We start from the raw sequence: 17,053 nt of genomic DNA on the forward strand, positions 1-17,053 counted from the left end.
TCCTGAAGTATCACAGGGATGCAGAACATCAAGAATGTTGGAATTCCGCCATTTCTTATGTTCGGTTACAGCGTCGTGCAGCAACAATCTCCCTGAACAAACGAAATTCGTGGAAATTCCGAACACCATAAGACCAAAATGGACGAAAATGAACTCACTGTGCCTCAACTTGGATGCCGGAAGCGTTGATGGCTAGATGGAGCACCTTCCAATGGCCGCTCTGCAGCCAATCAGCGGCGAGCGTATCGAGCTGCTCGGCAACGTCGCCATAGTGCAACACCAATATGCACGGGCCGGCCCCAGAGACCGCAGCCGCAAAGCCCTGCGAGCGTAGACGCTCGATCAACGCCCAAGCCGAGGCCATCAAAGACCTACGGTAAGGCTGATGCAGCGAATCCTGTGTGGCGGCGAACAGAAGCTGATTGCCTCGGGCCCGATTGCCACAATTCATGGCAGCCGGGAGCAATGCCGCCCGTGAGACGTTGTACACAGCGGAATCGTAGGGCACCTTGGACGGCAAGGCACGACGCGCCCGTTCGGTTGAGAGTTCGAAGTCAGGCACGAACACGGTGGCACGCACAGCGCCACTGACCGGGTATTGCACCGAGTGGAAGCCGGTCTGCAAGGGTTGCGCATCGGCAACCTTGAACGAGCCGACGCCTTCCACGGCCTCCTGCCTCCAAGAAGCGGTGAGGCCGCCATACACGGCAGGCGCCACATTATCGGGATGCCCCTCGGCCTGAGCCGCCAACGCAAATATGGAGTCCCTATCTAAGGAAACGGGCTGCGAGCCAGTGGCGCCTCTACCCGCGTCTGCAGTGGCGAATGCAGCAGCGGCGGCGATACCGGCAACAATGGCTTCTGCGGAGGAACCCATGCCACGTGCCTGAGGAATGCGGTTATTGGCCTCCAGCGTGAACCCGAACAGAGGCAAGCCAAACGTACGGCAGGCCCTGCGGAATGTGGAGACCACCAGATGGGTTTCGTCTCGGGGAAGCGTATCCTCGCCTTCGCCATGAATGATGACGTGTGCGGACATGTCTTCAGCTCCGGCAGCGCCTGCAACATCCCTCACCTTGCCACCGGCAAAGCCGCCATCCTCATCCGCGCCCATCGTGGCGGTGCCGGTGCAACCGTCATCACCGTTGCGCGTAAACACCAACTCGTCGCAATAATCCAAAGCCAGGCCAACGGCATCAAAACCGGAGCCAAGATTCGCCGTGGTGGCTGGGACCAGTATGCGCACCTGGCGAATCATCGTTCCATCACCCGCAGAATCGAGGGCTCGCCCACCACAAAACTGAAATCGCAAATATCCTTGATGCACTGCCTCAGCGTGACCTCATTGCAACGATGGGTCACCAAACGCAGTGTCTGAATCTCACCGGAATACCCCGGGTCGTGCGGCGTGGGTGTGATGTCTTGGTTGATGCCATTGATGGAAAGACCATAGTCGCCGAACTTCTGCGAAATCTTCGCCAGGATGCCGGGCCTGTCGCAAATCTGGAAGCGCACGGCAAACACGCCTTCCGAAGCATTCAGCGTGGCTTTGGGCAGATCTTGGTATAGATCGATGGCCTGACCTGTGGAACCTTGCGCAATGTGGCGCGCCACAGTCACCACGTCTCCGACCACCGCCGAGGCCGTAGGGGCGCCTCCCGCCCCGCGCCCGTAGAACATGAGGTCGTCGGCGGCCTCAGCGTGCACGAACGCCGCATTGAAACTGCCGTGCACCGAAGCCAGAGGATGGTCCTGCGGAATCAACGCGGGGTAGACGCGAGCCGATACGCCATCCTCACCATTGCCCACCACGGCAAGCAACTTGATCACCCTACCTTCGGCAGTGGCGGCGGCAATATCGTCCGCAGTGATTGTTGTGATGCCTTCAACCGACACATCGTCTATGCCGATCGGCGTGTGAAACGCAAGGGAAGCCACGATGGCGGCTTTGTTGGCGGCATCGACACCTTCGATGTCACCGGTCGGGTCCGCCTCGGCATATCCTTTCGCCTGTGCATCCTTCAGTGCCACATCGAAATCGAGGCCTTTGGTGGTCATCTCGTCAAGAATGTAATTCGTGGTGCCGTTCAAAATGCCCAGCACGCTGTCGACCGTATCTCCGGAAAGTGACTCGCGCAGCGGCCGGATGAGGGGAATCGCCCCTCCCACCGCGGCTTCGAAATAGATGTCGGCATGGTGCTTGGCGGCGGCATGGTAGAGTTCGGGGCCGAATTTCGCAAGCAACGCCTTGTTGGCAGTCACCACCGACGTGCCCACATTGAGCGCCTGCAACACCAGCGTTCGCGCCGGCTCCAAGCCGCCGATGAGCTCGACGACAATGTCCGCTCCACGCACGACGGACTGCGTGTCTGCGGTCAGCAGAGCCTTGTCGATCCATGGAACATCGACTGTTTCGGGATGTCTGCAGGCCACGCCGCTCAATGTGATCGGCGAGCCAATGCGGTTTTCCAGCTCAACGCGCTGCTCCACCAATAACCGTGCCGTTTGGGAGCCCACAGTGCCGGCCCCCAGCAACCCTATGCGGATGGGGTCCGCATCCGCACGTCCACCCACAGCGCCGACCTTGGACGCATCCTGATTCGCCATACTCTTCCCCCACAGTCAGAAATCATGAATATGGCTTTATCTTACGGAACGAAACCGACAGGCTCCCGCTCCAGGAATCAGCGGCTCACGTCAAGGCCGAGCAAGTCGTCGATGGTCTGACGGCGAATCATCACATGGACATCGTTCTCGCTGACCGACACCACTGCTGGAATCAAAGCCTGGTTGTAGTTGCTTGCCATCGTACGGCCGTAGGCTCCGGTGACGGGAACGGCGAGGATGTCGCCCCGACTGAGATCTGCAGGCAAGCGACACTCATGTACAATGATGTCGCCGGACTCGCAATGCATGCCGACCACACGTGCAAGCATTGTTGCACCGCCGGCGTGAGACGCTTGGCCTGCAGCCCTTCCGGCCACGACTGCCGTGTAATCTGCACCATAGAGCGCCGGACGAATGTTGTCGCTCATACCACCGTCGACCGATACATAGGTGCGCTCATGGATTTCGTTGCCAGCACTGTCTTTCGTCCCAGCGGGCAAAGCGATCCGCTTGATGGTGCCCACCGTATAGAGCGTCACACCGCAGGGGCCGGCAATCGAGCGGCCCGGTTCAAAGGAGATGGTGGGCGCCGGCATGCCGAGTGCCTTGTTGACCCGGCTTACGGCCTCGGAGAGCCTGCCGAGCTCATGTGGCACGTCCATGGCATCTTCACTGTCGGTGTAGGCCACGGAATAGCCGCCGCCAAGGTCAACTTCGGGCAGGAAATAGGCATCGGTTGCGTAGAAGGTGCGGCGTAGGAGCATCATGCGCTCGCCCGCCTCGATGAAGGCGTTGGCATTGTGGATCTGCGAACCGATGTGGGAATGGATGCCCACCAATTCAAGGTCGTCACTGTGGGACTCGATGTCTTTCAAGACAGCGATGGCAGGCCCTTCGGCTATTGCATCCATGGCGCGTGCCAAAGCTAGGTCATTGTCGGAAAGTGCCGTATGCTGACCGGTGTCGTACGGGTAGCGGATGCTGTAGTCCAGTTTGTCGGCGTTGGCCAGATTGGCATGAATCGGGCTCTCAGAACTCTGACCATTCCCGGAATCCACAGCTTCGGCACCATTTTGCACCGCCTGCACCTGTGATGCGTTGCCGGCCGCACCGCCGTATGTCTGTGTGGGCGTGCCTGACATATCAGCATAGGATTTGCCGCCACGCCCATCCGGCTGGTCCACACCGAGCTTATCGAGTACATCAAAGATTTCCGGACCCACTCCTGCCGGTAGTAAGGCAACCCCGAACTTCTGATCCTCGTGGGCAGTTGAGATATATTCATGGCCGCCGGCGTGGATGCCGCAGGTGACGCGCAACATGACACGCGCCCGCTTGCCGAGTCTGTGGGCAATGGCGGCGATGCGAGCCGGTTCGTCGGGCGAATCCACCACGATCTTGCTGAAATTCTGAGCGATCGCCAGCTCCAGCTCGGCATCCGACTTGTTGTTGCCATGCAGCACCAGGCGGCGCCCAGGCACGCCGGCCGCAAGGGCAATGCGCATCTCGCCCATCGAGCAGGTGTCCACGGACATGCCTTCCTCGGTGACGATGCGGCAGACTTCCTTGGAAAGAAACGTCTTGCCGGCGTAGCTGACATGGGTGGTTGAGGTGGGGAATGCAGCCTCGGCGGCACGCACGAATCCGCGGGCACGTGCCCTCAGTTCGTCGATGTCCATGACGTAGAGCGGAGAACCAAAATCATCTAGCAATGAGGCAGCCGAATGCCCATGAAACGTCAGCTCGCCGCAGTCATCCCATGCCGCGGTTACCGGCCAAATCTTGCTGATGCCTGCCATATGACCCTCCTGTGTACCTTTTGAGACAACTTTATTCATCATATTTCCTTCAGTGGGTACTTTTCGTGGGCAAATCGCCGGATGAGCACATTGTATAACTAAGAAAATGGCGGAAAATAGCCATTCTTAATAACTCAGTTCCATGCCTCTCACAAGAAAAATACCCACTGAACGAAAACAACCGGATATTTCACATCTTGCTGGGCGCGCTGACACCGAGCAGGTCGAGGCCGGAGGCAATGACCAAGCGCACAGCGTCGTTGAGCTTCAGGCGTGCCGCAGCGCGGGCGGGTTCCGGATCTTTGGCGATGCGCAACGCTTCGCGCTCGACCTCATCCTTGCGCTCCTCGGGCTCAGTGAGTGCCATAGGCACCACGCGCTCCAGGTTGTACCACTTGTGGTATGCACCAGCGAGCGTCTCCAAATAGTGAGCCACCTTGTGTGGAGCGCGCAGATTGCCAGCCTCAGACACGATGGACGGCCATTGGGCCAACGCCGCCAGCACTTCGCCGTCGGCGGCCGTGTCCAGTAGGCCCAGCTCGGCCTGGGCTGCGTCGATTCCCGCATCGGCGGCATTGCGGTCCACGTTGCAGCTGCGGGCGTGGGCGTACTGCACGTAGTAGACCGGGTTCTCGTTGGTGTGCGAGGCCAGCACATTGAGGTCGATGTCGACGCTCGTGTTGTAGTCGGTGCGGGCCAGCGAGTAGCGCGAGGCATCCACGCCGATGGCATCCACCAGGTCGTCGATGGTGACGACGTTGCCGGCTCGCTTCGACATGCGCACGGCCTTGCCGTCCTTCATCACGTTGACCATCTGCCCGATGAGAATCTGCATGTTCTCGCCCGGCTTGTCACCAAACGCAGCGCACATGGCTATCATACGGCCAATGTACCCGTGATGATCCGCGCCGAGCATGTAGATGGCCACGTCAGCAGGATCGACCGACCGGTGGCGCTTGTCCCAGTAATAGGCGATGTCGGCGGCGAAGTAGGCGTACTCACCGTTGGACTTGATGATGACGCGGTCCTTGTCGTCGCCGTGCTTGGTGGAGGCGAACCAGGTGGCGCCGTCCTTCTCGTAGATGTCGCCCTTGCCCCGCAGGTAGTCGATGGCCTTGTCGGCGGCACCGGACTCATAGAGGCTGTTCTCATGGAACCACACGTCATAGTCCACGCGGAAGTCCTTCATGGACTGCTGAATTTCGGCAAACATCATCGGCACGGCGCGGGCGCGGAACTCCTCACGCTGGGGCGAGTCACCCTCACCCAAGGCCTTGCCATCCTTATCCACACCGCCGTCGACGCGAGGCAGCGAAAGGATATCGACGCCATCCGCTTTGGCCTGGGCAATCACACGATCGACTATCTCCTTGATATACGCACCCTTGTAGCCATCGGCGGGCGTCTGTTCGCCATGGGCAGCAGCCACCAACGATTTGGCGAAGCGATTGATCTGCTCGCCGTGGTCGTTGAAGTAATATTCACGCACCACCTTGGCACCGTTGGCCTCTAGCACGCGCGCCATCGAGTCGCCCGTGGCCGCCCAACGCACGCCGCCAATGTGAATCGGACCAGTGGGGTTGGCGGAGACGAACTCCAGATTGAGCGTTCTGCCGCTCAGACTCTCATTGCGGCCGAAGGACGTGCCCTCTTCATTCAGCGCCTCACCGCCCTCAGACTTGTACACGTCGCCAATCGGCTCACGGCCCGCCAGCACAGCATCGACCACTGCGGCAGCAGAGGCGGAGTCAAGCGTGATGTTGATGAATCCGGGGCCAGCCACCTCCACGGATGCAATCCCATCGGCATCCCTCAACTCCGCGGCAAACAGCTCCGCCAAATCCCGTGGCTTCATTCCGGCTTTCTTAGCCAGCTGCATGGCAACATTGCTCGCCCAGTCGCCATGCGAACGATCCTTTGGGCGCATCACGGCAAACTTGCCCACCGGCGGCACGAGCTCATCGGTCAGTTGCCCGGCTTTGCCACCAGATGCCAAACCGTGCGCAATGTTGGAAATCAGTTCACTTAAGGATTCAGGACTCATTCCATCAATATTACTGTGTTTGCCTGACGTGTGCGGTGCCGATGCCCAATATGTTCGGTGCGATGCGAAGACGCACTAGGAACCAATTTGCAGTGCGTTGGCTGAATTCACTGCTGAGTAGACGCACGCTTTGTGACCGTTTTTTTGGCTGTGGCCTTTTTCGCTGGCGTGCGCTTGGTTGAACCCGCAGTCTTCTTGACCGACTTCTTACGAGTGGCGGTGCGACGGCGGCGCTTGGTAGGGCCAGCCGCACGCTTCTCGGCAAGCAACCGGAACGCATCGACGGGGTCGATGGACTCAGGAGTGTACTGCTTGGGCAGCGTACGGTTGGTTTCGCCATCGGTGATGTAGGCTCCATAGAACCCGTCCTTGATGGTGACGTTCTTACCGTTCTCCGGATCGGCACCGAGCTCGCGCAGCGGCGGCTTTGCAGCGCCACGTCCGCGGCCCCGGCCATACTTTGGCTGTGCAAACAGTTCCTTGGCGTGCTCGATGGTGACGCTGAAAATCTCATCCTCACCCGAAAGCGAGCGCGTCTCCGACTTGCCGTCGGCACTGGTCTTGGTCAGATACGGACCATACCGCCCGTTGTTGGCCACCACCGTGGCCTCGGAGACCTCACCGGTTTCGGCGTTCGTCTCCTCCACCTTGCCCACCTCACGCGGCAGACTGAGCAGCTTCAATGCGTCTTCAAGCGTGACGGTCTCAGGAGTCATGGTCTTGAAGAGCGAGGCCATCTTGGGCTTGGGTGCCGCAACTTTCTTTGACTTCGAACGCGACGAGGACTTGGCAGTCGACTTCGACGCTGCAGACGCGCCAGAACCCTTCGTTGCAGTGCCCTTGGCGCCCCTGGCATTACGCGTCTTCACACCTTCGGTTGTTGCCTCGCCCGTCGCAGGTTGGTCTGCCACACTGGGAGCCACCAGTGCTACATACGGGCCGAACCTGCCGGTGCGCACCTCTACTGTGCCGCCGGTCACGGGGTCCTTGCCCAACTCGCGCGGGCCGCCGGCATTGGTGCGAATCAGCTCATGACCGGCCTGGACGGTGAGCTCATCAGGAGCCATGGTCTCGGGAATCGAGGCATGCTTGGGATTGCCCTCGGCATCCAGGTTCTTGGTGTCCTCCAGATACGGGCCATACCGGCCCACGCGCACCTGCAGGCCATCGCCGATCTCGATGGTGTTGATGGCGCGGGCATCAATGTCACCCAGCTGCGCCACTTGCTGCGCCAAGCCCTCGTGCGCCTCATCACTGGATTTCGCCGCTCCGTCGCCAGACCCGAAATAGAACCGTGTGAGCCATTCCTTGCTTGTCTCATCGCCACGGGCTATCTTGTCGAGGCCGTTTTCCATATCCGCAGTGAACCGGTAGTCCACGTACTTCGGGAAGTTCTGCTCCAACAGCTTGGTGACGGCAAAGGCCAACCAAGAGGGGATCAAGGCACGGCCACGCTCGTAGACATAGCCGCGATCGATGATGGTGGAGATGATGCTGGCGTACGTGGACGGGCGGCCAATCTCCTTGGCCTCCAACGTCTTGACCAGCGAGGCTTCCGTGTAGCGAGCGGGTGGCTGCGTCTCATGGCCATCGGCACCCACCGCCGAGGCGGTCAGCGCGTCGCCTGTTTTCATCGGCGGCAACGCCACATCGGATTCGCCGCCATCGCGACGCGGCCACCCAGATACCTTGAGGAATCCTGGGAACTCGATGACCGTACCCGAAGCCTGAAACTCGGTCTCGCCCGAACCACTACCGGCAGCAGGGACATCCACCCCTTCAACGGGAGCCGTAAGACGCACCGTCGCAGTGACCCCGGTGGCATCGGCCATCTGGGAAGCGAGCGTACGTTGCCAAATCAAGGTATACAACTTCAACTGATCGGGTGGAACCTTGGTGGCGAGTTCATCAGGATCGCGGAACTTCGAACCGGCAGGACGAATACATTCGTGCGCCTCCTGGGCTCCCGCGGTCTTCGTGACGTACTGCTTGGACTTCTCCGACAGATATTCCTTGCCAAAATGCTTCGTCACCGACTGCCGTGCGGCCTGGATGGCTTCCTGGGAAAGCGTGACCGAATCGGTACGCATATAGGTAATGTAACCGTTCTCGTACAGCCCCTGGGCTGCCCGCATGGTCTGGCGCGAACTCATGGAAAGCCTATTGCCGGCAGCCTGCTGCATGGTGGAGGTGGTGAATGGCGGAACCGGCCGGCGACGATACGGCTTGGTCTCCATGGAGCTCACGGTGAACGTGGAGTGTTCCAGGGCCTTGGCAAGCTTTTGCGCCAAGTCCTCGTCGATACGCGTTACACCATCCTTTTGGCTGGAGGCAGTCAGCGTTCCATCGCTGTTGAAGTCCTTGGAACCTGCAAGGCGACTGCCGTTCATCGCGATCATGCGCGCCTCGAAGCTTGAGCCGCCTTCGCCAGCGCTCTCGCCAGACTTGGCCAACGTGGCCGTGACGTCCCAATACGGAGCCCGTACGAACGCCATGCGCTCACGCTCGCGCTCTACAATGAGCTTGGTGGCCACCGACTGCACGCGGCCGGCGGAAAGACCAGGGCCGACCTTGCGCCAAAGCACCGGTGAAAGTTCATAGCCGTAAAGGCGGTCGAGCACACGGCGGGTCTCCTGCGCATCCACCATATTGGCATCCACCTGGCGCGTATGATTGAGGGAATCCTTGATGGCCTCGGGCGTGATCTCGTGGAACACCATGCGCTTGACGGGCACCTTCGGTTTCAGCGTCTGCACCAAGTGCCAGGCGATGGCCTCGCCCTCGCGATCCTCATCAGTGGCGAGGTAGAGTTCATCGGCGTTCTTGAGCGCGCTTTTGAGCTCGGCCACCGTTTTCTTTTTCTGCGGCCCGACGATGTAGTACGGCTCGAAACCATCGTTCACGTCCACACCGAAGCGCCCGAACTTCTCTTTCTTGGACGCAGGCACCTCACTGGGCTGCGCCAGATCGCGGATGTGACCCACCGATGCCCTGACCGTGTAGTCTTTGCCCAAATAGCCTCCGATTTTCTTGGCTTTGGTGGGAGATTCCACGATGACAAGCTTCGTACCAGCCATAACCGCTCCTTTTAACTTGAGATGCTGCCGTTGTGCGCTATGCAACGAACCTCTATGTACAATGACATCATAACTCGCATGTTTATCAAACTTTGCGGAGAAATACAGCATCAACCACAAAACCTGCCATATACCGCCATTTTGTGGCACCCGTTTCGCCGTTCCGCTCGTCAGTATTGCACAATAGCCCTACCTAACCTTCAGGAATCGCACGGACATGCATTCAGCATCACATTGAGTAGGCACAACAAAACATATCAGGCGAAACGGATTTCCGGTTACCTTTGGGTTTGGGCAAACCCCAGATCTGAACAAACCTATAACTCTCAAATCGACGCGGAATCATCAAGAGTCACCAAGAATCGCCAAGGCAAGGCTCAACGTTGGCAAAAAATGACAACTCGCATCATCCCAATCCTTTCTTGTGCAAATAATGTAGCATAAGACTCGGGCGCGATGCTATTGGCACTCCCGATGCGAGGTTCGAACGTGGAGGCAACAAGAACATGAATGTACACATAATAGTGATGGGCGTTTCCGGCTGTGGGAAAACGACGGTTGCACAGGCCATCAGCAACCAGTTTGGCTATGAGATGGCCGAAGGCGACGATCTGCATCCGCAAGCCAATATCGACAAGATGAGCGCCGGAATCCCACTCACCGATGACGACCGCCGGCCTTGGCTCGCGCGAATCGCACAATGGATCCAGCGGAAAGACAGCGAAGGCATTCCCACCGTCGTCTCCTGCTCGGCGCTCAAACGCTCGTATAGGGATGCGCTGCGGAAGACGTGCCCCGTCTACCTCGTCCATCTCAAAGGCTCGTTCGATGTCATCGCTTCACGCATGAGCTCACGAAAAGGCCATTTCATGCCCACCTCTCTGCTTGAAAGCCAATTCGAAACGTTGGAGGACCTGCATGACGACGAGGACGGCTACACCATCTGCGTGGACGGGGACATTGAAGAAGTGGAATCGGAAGCACTGGACGCGGTTCGCGCGTACGCCGGGCAAGTGCAGCCCAACCATTAAATCCGACTGTAGGAAAACTCACGAATCTGCTCGAACACGGTCTGGCTTTCAGGCAGCCAGCTCATGCCGACGGGGTAGACATGCCCCAGCGCCTGACCCTTCGGCGCGTACACATCGTGCAACTCGAAGTCGCGCCCATTGCGGCTCAACGCTGCAGCGAGACGTAGCGTATGGAACTCGATGAAGTCGTCGTTGCTTGTGTTGAGAAAAAGGGAGGGCAGGTTCACTTCATGAGTCATTGCATTCAAGTCAACGTAACGCTCAGGAGCTCCTGCCAATCCGGTGAACATGGCGGGGGCGAGCAAATCCCAGCCCTGGATGATGTCCTCACCGTCACGCGGCGATCTTCCTACCGCAACATCCACATAGGAGGTCAAGTCAAAGAGCCCTGAAATCAGAGCCGCACCTTTCCATTTGATTCCAGACCGTTCAATACCGAAAGTCCGAGCCACAGCCTCCGAACCATCAATCGCCAAAGAATACAGTCCAAGCGTTCCTCCAGCCGAGTCACCGGTGATGAACAACGAATTTGGACCCACTGGATAGTCCTGCAAATGTTGCCTTATCCATGCAAAAGCATGAAAAACATCGTGCAATTGCCCTAAGAAATCAGTCTGTGGCACTGGCCTGTAACTCAGTGAAAACACCGCAAACCCTTGCGCTGCAAGATTGACGTTGAAATTACGATTCAGCTCCTTGTATCCGTACGTAAAACCACCGCCATGAATGTCAACGTAAGCTGGCAATACGGCACCACCACGCTCGCGCGCCTCATGCGGCAAGTAGACATCCAGCTTGTGGCCGCGCAAACCATCGTCCATATAGGGAATATCGTTGAAGCAATCGATGCCTTCCGGCACTTTCCAATGCTCAGACCGCAACCTGTCGCTTCGAGCCGTCACTATACGACTGGTACGTATGTACTGTGCCAGTTGCGACTCCACGCCGTCCAAATCACCGTCAATCTCGGTCCACCGTTCGAACAGATTTCGCTCTTCATCGCTCAACTCACCATCAGCCGAACCCATCCCGGGTCTCTCCTTCCAAAGCATCGCTGCCAATCATTGTCACCGCATCATATACACGGCTCCATAATGAGTCAGTATAGAACGACTCTATGCATATCGCCGTTACGGGAAGAGGGACCGGCCTAAAGAGACGAAATGTACAGATCCGACACTAGCGGATACATTTCGTCCGTTGAACAGACATAAGTAGACGAGATGCCGCCTCACCTCGCCAGGCTGGAGACAAAACGCTCATGACAGGCAGTCAACGGGCGAAATGTCACCAACCCTCCGATATGCGGCAAAGCGCCTCCCAACAATACAAACCTCTCCCCAGCAGGCTCTATGCTTCAAACTTCGCAAGAATCCGGCTAATCGGAATCAACCCGTCGGTGCGATAGGTGGCCGTAAACTGATTCACATACTCTTGCGGGAACCTGTCACTGGCCTCCAGCGCAAGCTGCTCGACGGGCAACGGGCGGTCGTTGGCAATCTTCACGTCGATCACCACCGGGCCGCGGCCCTGAGCCGTGTAATCCGCGGCTTCGCTGAACGCCTGCCGAAGCTCGGCGAGCGTACGTACCTCGTAGCCCTTGGCCCCCAGACCCGCTGCAGCCTCACCGAAGTTGCCATCGATTAGGTCCACCCCGGAGTGCGGCTGGCGGTTGTCATCCTGCTCCGCCTCGATGAATCCAAGCGATTTGTTCGTCAGCACCACGTTGATAATCGGTTCGCGGTACTTGACTTGGGTCATGATGTCCTGCATGTTCATGGCAAATCCACCGTCGCCGCTGATGGAGAACACCTGACGGCCCGGATAGCTCTCCTGCGCGCCGATGGCTGCGGGAACGGCAAAGCCCATGGTGGCGTACCAAGCGGAGGTGGCGAACTTCTGCGTCGGCACCATGTTCAGCAACCGCACTGAATCTATGGTCACGTTGCCCACATCCACAGAGAATATGGCATCGGGCTTGGCAATCCGGTTGATCTGGGTGAAGACGGCATCCACGTCGAGCGGGGTCTTGTCAATCTCCGAGCGGCCAGCAAGCCACTCGTTCCAATTCTTCTTGTCGGCAATCATCGCGTCGTAGAACGGCCGCGATTCCACAGGCTTCGCCACTTTGAGCATGGCTTCAAGCGTGGCCTTGGCATCGGCGATGATGCCCAAATCGACCCTATGGCGCTTGCCGATGTCGCTGGGCTTCGTGTTGACTTGGATGAATTTGGCATCCGGCTTGATAAAGAGACCGGCAAACGGCATATTGGTGCCGATGAAGAGCACCACATCAGCACTCGAGGCAGCATCCACGCCCGGCTTGGAGGCCACGCGGCCAGCCGAAAGCATATATGCCGGATCGCTGTCGGGAATCAGACCTTTGCACAGTGCGCTCGACATCAGCGGGGCCTTGATTCGCTCGGAGAGCTCCTTGAGCTCCTTCACCGCGCCCTTAGCGCCAACGCCAAAATAAATCAGCGGACGTTTGGCGTTCGTCAGCATATCCACGGCCCGGCGCACCAAGTCAGAGTCGGGAAGCGGATGGTTTTGCGTGAACGTGAAATCATTCACGGTGGCGTGGAAGTCGTCATCGATCTTGGTCCAGCCCAAGTCCTTGGGAATGATTACCACAGCCACACCTGAATGCTCATAGGCCTGGCGGATGGCCTGGTCCACCACCGCCGGCAGCTGCTCGGCGGTCATCACCGTACGGTCGTAGGAGGCCACATCCGCGAAGATCGGTTCCTCGGGCAACTCCTGGAAGTAGTCGGTGTTGATGGTGTCCGTGGGCACCTGGGCCACCAGCGCCAGCACCGGCACATGGTCGTGTTTGGCATCGTAGAGCCCGTTGAGCAGATGGACCGCACCGGGCCCTGCCGAGCCGAAGCACACACCGATCCTGCTGGTGAACTTGGCCTCGCCCGCTGCGGCGAGCGCACCTGCCTCCTCGTGACGCACCTGGATGTATTTCATGGTGCTGGATCGGGCGTGCAGGGCATCCATTGTCGAATCGAATGAGCCACCCGGCAACCCGAAGATGTGCCTCACTCCCCACGCCTCAAGAACCTTAATCATCGCCTGAGAAGCCGGAATCTTACCCCGCGCACCTTGTTTCTCATCTGGTTGCTCACTCATCATTCGCTCCTTTCGCGGATGGAACCGACAAAAATATTATCCGCCGGCTTGCGCATGAAGCGTCTCTGCTTTGCCTGAGCCGGCCACATGCGTCTACCTGAGTCCAAGTATATGGAAATTTCACCGGTGAACAAAGTTTTACAGCTTGCAGCGCAGAAACGCGAAAGCTAAGCTACCGATGCTAGCCGACGCTGACATACACCACATGGAGCCAACCGGTACAATGAACCGGCCCCCTTAAGAATTGCCTGAAATACCTTAGGCTTTGGCGACTTGAGCGATGCCGGCTACTTGCGCTTCATGACCGGTCGCCTGAATTGTTCGAAGCAAATCGTCAAACGCCATCAGCACTGTAGACGTGTTGACATTCGGATGAACGCCGACTTTATCCAGCTCCTGCAACCTGACATCAAGCAGAACCCGAATGCGGCAATCCGCATTGTGCGGCAACGCCAGCGGAGTCACCGTACCGGGCGCAACTCCGAGCAGTCTTGACAAGTCGTTGGCCTGTGCAAACGATACCTTGCTTTTGCTCACGCCCAGCAACCCGGCCACGGCATGAATGTCAAGACTGTCAGCACCAAGAAGCACACACATGCAGTAGCTCCCTGTCCTTTTGATGTGCAGCAGCAACGTTTTGACCACTGGAAAATCCAGGTTTGCATCTGAGACATCTCCGACATGGAACACAGCGCCGTGATGCACCTCCCGATAGGAAACCCCTGCCCTTTCCAGTAGTTGCAGTGCCTGCGAATGAGTGGCAGGGTCCGCTTCACTCACCGTCGGTCCACACCTGCTTGGCTCGGTTGAAGGCGGACCACGCCTTGGGCCAACCGACGTAGAAGGCGAGATGGGTGATCATCTCACTGATTTCCTGCTTGGTGATGCCATTTTGCTTGCCAATGTTCAGATGCGCGTCGAGCTGCTCGGTGGCGCCCATGGCGATGATGGCGGAGATGGTAATCATGGAGCGGTCATGAGCGGAAAGCTTGTCTTCCCGGCTCCATACCTCTCCGAAGAGCACATCGTCGTTCAGATGTGCAAACTCCGGCGCGAACTCACCCAACTGCTTATGCCCTGCCGTCTGCTTGATAGCCATAATTGTACCTTTCTTCCAATGCTCCAGCATCCGTAAACGCAAGCGAACACCTCATGCCGTCCATAGGCCACATGACGCCCATGTTCGCAGGCGTCCACAAACAGCCGCAAGCACACTCAAATGCCTGACGCGCCTCTGCAAAGGGCACGTTCGAGCTAATCCAACTTCACTAGGTTAACTCTTCAAGCCATCTTGAAGTCAAATTCGGCCCAAAATCAGCCTCATAACCATTCAGTGCGTACTTTCGCCACGAAAATAATCAAGATTGAATCCTAAAATGTTGAGGTTCCAACGGTTTGATTCCCAAGCCGTTCAAAAAAATTCAGAAAAAGCACCCACTGAACGGAAACCCGGCGAAGTCAGCACACATCAGCTGCAAAACCACTACTTCCCTGCGGCGAATTTGGAAGCAGAACGAACTTTGATGGATACGAGAGTCAGGGCGAGCGCCACCACGCCGATGGCCATAACCAACAGGAAGGCGTTACGCGCGCCGACCAGATTGGCCAACGCCACCTTGCCGGGCATGCGGATCGTGCTGACGGAAAGGAACATGGAGAACACCGTGGTGCCGAGCGACCCGGCATATTGCTGGAGCACATTGAACAACGGGTTGAAGTCGGTCTGGCGGGCCGGTTCCACAAACTTGCTCGCGTCCGACATGGTGTTGCCATAACCCATGTTGAAGCCCAACCGCAAAAAGGCATAGAGGAAACCGACGAACACCACCCCCATATTGCCCAGCAGGAAGTACATGGCCACCGCACCCGCCAGTACGCAGGCGTTCGAAAACGAAAGCACCCATGAAGGTCCGTGCCTGTCGTAAAGATGGCCGGCAATCGGCGCCACCACCGCTCCAAGCAGGGAGCCAGGCAGCAGCATGAGGCCGGCGGCCATGGAGCTGGCATGAAGGAAGTTCTCAGCAAACACTGGCAACATGAACGAACAGCCGATGTTGACGAACTGAAGAATGAAATAATTGCAGCCGCGCAGTGTAATGATTGGTTTCCTGAGAATACGCAAATCAAGCAATGGCGAGCTGGAAGTCAGGCAGCGCCAGATAAAGAGTGCCAGAGCCACCAACGCCGCCATGACGGCAAGACCGACGCGGACCGACCAGCCGCCTGCCACACTGATCTGGTCGAAGATCTGCGTGATGCCAAGCATGACAAAGCACAGAAGCACCAGCCCCAGACCGTCGAACGACTTGGAATCGGCATTGTCGCCGCCGCCTGCCGCCTCAAGGCGCACGTTGAACTCGCCGATGACCCAGGCGATGATGATGAGCGGGATAAGACCGGCGAAGATGACACGCCATGAGAAGTAGTTGTTCACCGTGCCGCCGTACGTGGGTCCGAGGGCCGGCGCAAACGAGGTGATCATGTTGGCGATGCCCATGTAGGCGCCACGACGGCTGATGGGCACCAACGCAATGATGATTCGAATCAACAGCGGCGTGGAGATGCCGGTGGCCATGGCCTGCAGCAAACGGCCCGCAAACAACACCCAGAAATTCCCTGGCACAAGGCACAGCAGGATGCCCGAAAGGCTCAGCACCGCAGCCGTGCGAAACAGCGTGCGGGCGCTGAAGCGCTTCATAAGGTAGGCCGAAGCGCTCATCATGAGCGTAACCATCAGCAAATAGCCGGAAGTGAGCAGCTGCACCGTGGAAAGCGGCTCGCCAAACTCCTTCTGCAGCCGAGGAAACGTGACATTGAGTGACGTCTCCGTAAGGATGCCGATAAACGAAAGCATCCCCACCCCGGCGATGGAAAGTTTGGTGTCCAATGGCACGTGATTGTCAGAGCAATGCAAAACATCGCCAACGCCGCTCTTTTCAACGTTTGCCGCCGTACCCTGCTCATTGTGAATATTGCTCAATTCGTGCCTCAATGACCTCGGCCGAACCGAAGCCGCTAGAAGATCAGAAGCGCCCAAAACAGGCGTAGGAATCCAGTATATAACTGCATTCATCCAAAACCTAAGAGAGCCGAACCATTCTGCCACACGTGGAAAACCATCGACGAAGCCGTTCGGATGCTACACTGCATCGCGATACAGTACATTACATCAAACGGAATATTCCTTCACAGCACGCGAAGAGAAACAAACGATACATCTATTATAAATTTATAGATATCCATTTTATCTAAGAAATATCAGAAAACACACATACCATTGCTGAGAGCTGACAAATCCTCCTCGCGCCATTGATCAACGCTATGGTTAGGAAGTGAGCAATGAAGTGTTCATTCATG

Annotated in this window: 12 protein-coding genes; 2 read left to right on the forward strand and 10 right to left on the reverse strand. The window is 57.8% G+C overall.

Translation table 11 applies throughout. The annotated features are described in order from the left end of the window. Positions 1-154: 154 nt before the first annotated feature. The 5 genes from ACSYSS_RS07035 to topA all read right to left on the reverse strand — a co-directional run bounded on the left by ACSYSS_RS07035 (position 155) and on the right by topA (position 9,527). The gene (locus ACSYSS_RS07035) at positions 155-1,258 is read right to left on the reverse strand and encodes a homoserine kinase (RefSeq protein WP_491703313.1); all 1,104 of its coding nucleotides are present in this window, start codon (positions 1,256-1,258) and stop codon (positions 155-157) included. Further along, positions 1,255-2,607: a homoserine dehydrogenase gene (locus tag ACSYSS_RS07040; RefSeq protein ID WP_491703314.1), complete on the reverse strand. Its 1,353-nt coding sequence runs from the start codon at positions 2,605-2,607 to the stop codon at positions 1,255-1,257. Before ACSYSS_RS07040 ends, ACSYSS_RS07035 begins: the two co-directional genes overlap by 4 nt. 77 nt (positions 2,608-2,684) lie before the next feature. After that, the gene (locus tag ACSYSS_RS07045) at positions 2,685-4,406 is read right to left on the reverse strand and encodes a diaminopimelate decarboxylase family protein (RefSeq protein ID WP_491703315.1); all 1,722 of its coding nucleotides are present in this window, start codon (positions 4,404-4,406) and stop codon (positions 2,685-2,687) included. A gap of 190 nt (positions 4,407-4,596) precedes the next feature. Further along, positions 4,597-6,450, reverse strand: a complete 1,854-nt coding sequence (argS, locus tag ACSYSS_RS07050; RefSeq protein ID WP_491703316.1) for an arginine--tRNA ligase — start codon at positions 6,448-6,450, stop codon at positions 4,597-4,599. A 107-nt stretch (positions 6,451-6,557) separates the two neighbouring features. Beyond that, a complete protein-coding gene (gene topA / locus ACSYSS_RS07055) occupies positions 6,558-9,527 on the reverse strand; it encodes a type I DNA topoisomerase (RefSeq protein WP_491703317.1) in 2,970 nt (989 codons plus the stop codon). Between the two features lie 78 nt (positions 9,528-9,605). Here topA and ACSYSS_RS07060 point away from each other — a divergent pair, with 78 nt between their 5' ends. Together ACSYSS_RS07060 and ACSYSS_RS07065 are read left to right on the forward strand one after the other, a co-directional pair. Beyond that, complete coding sequence (locus tag ACSYSS_RS07060) at positions 9,606-9,971, forward strand: hypothetical protein (protein WP_491703318.1); 366 nt, start codon at positions 9,606-9,608, stop codon at positions 9,969-9,971. A gap of 62 nt (positions 9,972-10,033) precedes the next feature. Beyond that, positions 10,034-10,558 carry a gluconokinase gene (locus ACSYSS_RS07065; protein WP_491703319.1) on the forward strand — a complete coding sequence of 175 codons (525 nt, stop codon included), beginning with the start codon at positions 10,034-10,036 and terminating at the stop codon, positions 10,556-10,558. On the opposite strand, the gene ACSYSS_RS07070 is transcribed toward ACSYSS_RS07065, so the two are convergent. From ACSYSS_RS07070 to ACSYSS_RS07090, 5 genes are all read right to left on the reverse strand, one after another. Further along, positions 10,555-11,586 carry an alpha/beta hydrolase gene (locus tag ACSYSS_RS07070; protein WP_491703320.1) on the reverse strand — a complete coding sequence of 344 codons (1,032 nt, stop codon included), beginning with the start codon at positions 11,584-11,586 and terminating at the stop codon, positions 10,555-10,557. The genes ACSYSS_RS07065 and ACSYSS_RS07070 overlap by 4 nt on opposite strands. 322 nt (positions 11,587-11,908) lie before the next feature. After that, positions 11,909-13,696 carry a pyruvate oxidase gene (gene spxB, locus ACSYSS_RS07075; protein WP_491703321.1) on the reverse strand — a complete coding sequence of 596 codons (1,788 nt, stop codon included), beginning with the start codon at positions 13,694-13,696 and terminating at the stop codon, positions 11,909-11,911. 258 nt (positions 13,697-13,954) lie between these two features. Then, the gene (locus tag ACSYSS_RS07080; RefSeq protein ID WP_491703322.1) at positions 13,955-14,476 is read right to left on the reverse strand and encodes a YbaK/EbsC family protein; all 522 of its coding nucleotides are present in this window, start codon (positions 14,474-14,476) and stop codon (positions 13,955-13,957) included. Then, positions 14,469-14,795: a carboxymuconolactone decarboxylase family protein gene (locus tag ACSYSS_RS07085; protein WP_491703323.1), complete on the reverse strand. Its 327-nt coding sequence runs from the start codon at positions 14,793-14,795 to the stop codon at positions 14,469-14,471. Before ACSYSS_RS07085 ends, ACSYSS_RS07080 begins: the two co-directional genes overlap by 8 nt. Positions 14,796-15,179: 384 nt before the next feature. Next, entirely contained in the window at positions 15,180-16,676 is a 1,497-nt protein-coding gene (locus ACSYSS_RS07090; RefSeq protein ID WP_491703324.1) for an MFS transporter, read from the reverse strand. Positions 16,677-17,053: the final 377 nt, after the last annotated feature.

Source organism: Bifidobacterium sp. ESL1118, assembly GCF_058505595.1.

Coding starts and splice junctions, on each gene's coding strand:
- ACSYSS_RS07035 (WP_491703313.1), bottom strand. CDS start 1,258: ATGATTCGCCAGGTGCGCATACTGGTCCCAGCCACCACGGCGAATCTT.
- ACSYSS_RS07040 (WP_491703314.1), bottom strand. CDS start 2,607: ATGGCGAATCAGGATGCGTCCAAGGTCGGCGCTGTGGGTGGACGTGCG.
- ACSYSS_RS07045 (WP_491703315.1), bottom strand. CDS start 4,406: ATGGCAGGCATCAGCAAGATTTGGCCGGTAACCGCGGCATGGGATGAC.
- argS (WP_491703316.1), bottom strand. CDS start 6,450: ATGAGTCCTGAATCCTTAAGTGAACTGATTTCCAACATTGCGCACGGT.
- topA (WP_491703317.1), bottom strand. CDS start 9,527: ATGGCTGGTACGAAGCTTGTCATCGTGGAATCTCCCACCAAAGCCAAG.
- ACSYSS_RS07060 (WP_491703318.1), top strand. CDS start 9,606: ATGTTTATCAAACTTTGCGGAGAAATACAGCATCAACCACAAAACCTG.
- ACSYSS_RS07065 (WP_491703319.1), top strand. CDS start 10,034: ATGAATGTACACATAATAGTGATGGGCGTTTCCGGCTGTGGGAAAACG.
- ACSYSS_RS07070 (WP_491703320.1), bottom strand. CDS start 11,586: ATGGGTTCGGCTGATGGTGAGTTGAGCGATGAAGAGCGAAATCTGTTC.
- spxB (WP_491703321.1), bottom strand. CDS start 13,696: ATGAGTGAGCAACCAGATGAGAAACAAGGTGCGCGGGGTAAGATTCCG.
- ACSYSS_RS07085 (WP_491703323.1), bottom strand. CDS start 14,795: ATGGCTATCAAGCAGACGGCAGGGCATAAGCAGTTGGGTGAGTTCGCG.